The organism is Stenotrophomonas sp. P5_A8, assembly GCF_056400545.1.
The window spans coordinates 1-1,199 of record NZ_JBFULB010000569.1; the positions used below are offsets into that span (position 1 = coordinate 1).

1 protein-coding gene is annotated in these 1,199 nt (G+C 66.7%); it reads right to left on the bottom strand.

Annotation, left to right across the window (positions count from 1 at the left end):
- Positions 1-83 precede the first annotated feature (83 nt).
- The coding region (locus tag AC1DQP_RS20725) for a TonB-dependent siderophore receptor (protein WP_478052460.1) at positions 84-1,199 on the bottom strand (1,116 nt) is incomplete at its 5' end.

Consider the following 1,199-nt stretch of genomic DNA (forward strand, 5'->3'; position numbering starts at 1 on the left):
GCACTACCGGGTGCCGGGCCGCCAAAAAAACGGGCCGCCCGCAGGCGACCCGTCCGTTGCAGCAGCGTGTTGGGCGTCCGCCGTCAGAACTTCCAGCGCAGACTGGCCGCCACGAAGCGCGGTTCGCCGTAGTTGTTGTAGTCCAGGTTGGCCCAGTAGGTCTTGTCCAGGGCGTTGCGCACGCTCAGCGTAGCGGTCCAGTTGTCGCTGATGCGGTAGTTGGCGTTGAACTGCACCAGCGCATACGCCGGCTGGTTCACCGTGACCGTGCCGCCGAGCGGGTAGGGGATGTTGTAGCCCTGCACCTTGCTCTGCCACTGCACGCCGCCGCCCACGCTCAGGCGCGCCAGTGCGCCGCGCAGTTGCACCTGGGTGTTGAGCTGCAGCAGGTCTTCGGCCGGGTTGGCGTAGAGCAGGTCGGTGGCCGCGCGGGTGACCTTGACATGGGTGAAGCCGGCATTGACCGTCCAGCCCGGCAGGATCTCGCCGTTGATGTCCATTTCCCAGCCGCGCGCCTTGGTGCCGTTGACGCCGATGTAGGCCGAGCTGCCATCGCTGAGCGAGCCATCGGGCACGCTCATGTCGCGCACGGCGTAGTTGTCCTGCTTGGCCTCGAACACGGCCGCATTGGCGGTCAGGCGGCCCTGGAACCACTGGCTCTTGATGCCGGCTTCAAGGTTGGAGCCCTGCACCGGCGCCAGCAGGTTTTCGTTCCTGTCCTTGTAGTTCTGCGGATTGAAGATCTCGGTGTAGCTGGCATACACCGCAAACTGCGGGGTGATGTCATACACCAGGCCGACGTACGGGGTGACTTCGTCGCTCACCTTGTAGGCGCCGCTGGTGGCGGTGTAGGTGCCGGCCGCGTTGTAGGCGCGGGTCTGGGTCTGCCACCGGCTCAGGCGCGCACCGGCGATCAGCGCCAGCGGATCGGCCAGGCGCAGGCGCGTGGCCAGGTAGACGCCACTCTGCGTGGTCTTGGCCACCCGGCGCGCGCCGGTGCGGGTGTAGGTCACCTCGGAGATGTCGCCATCCCAGTCGTACACGTTGGGGATGTAGTAGCAGCGCTCGTTGCCGCAGCGCGCCCAGTCGGTGGGGTAGTTCAGCGCGACCGTGTTGGTGGTGCCTTCCAGGTCGGCCCACTGCGCGCCGACGGTCACGTCGTGCTCGCGACCGAACAGGTTGAAGGTGCCGGTCAGGTA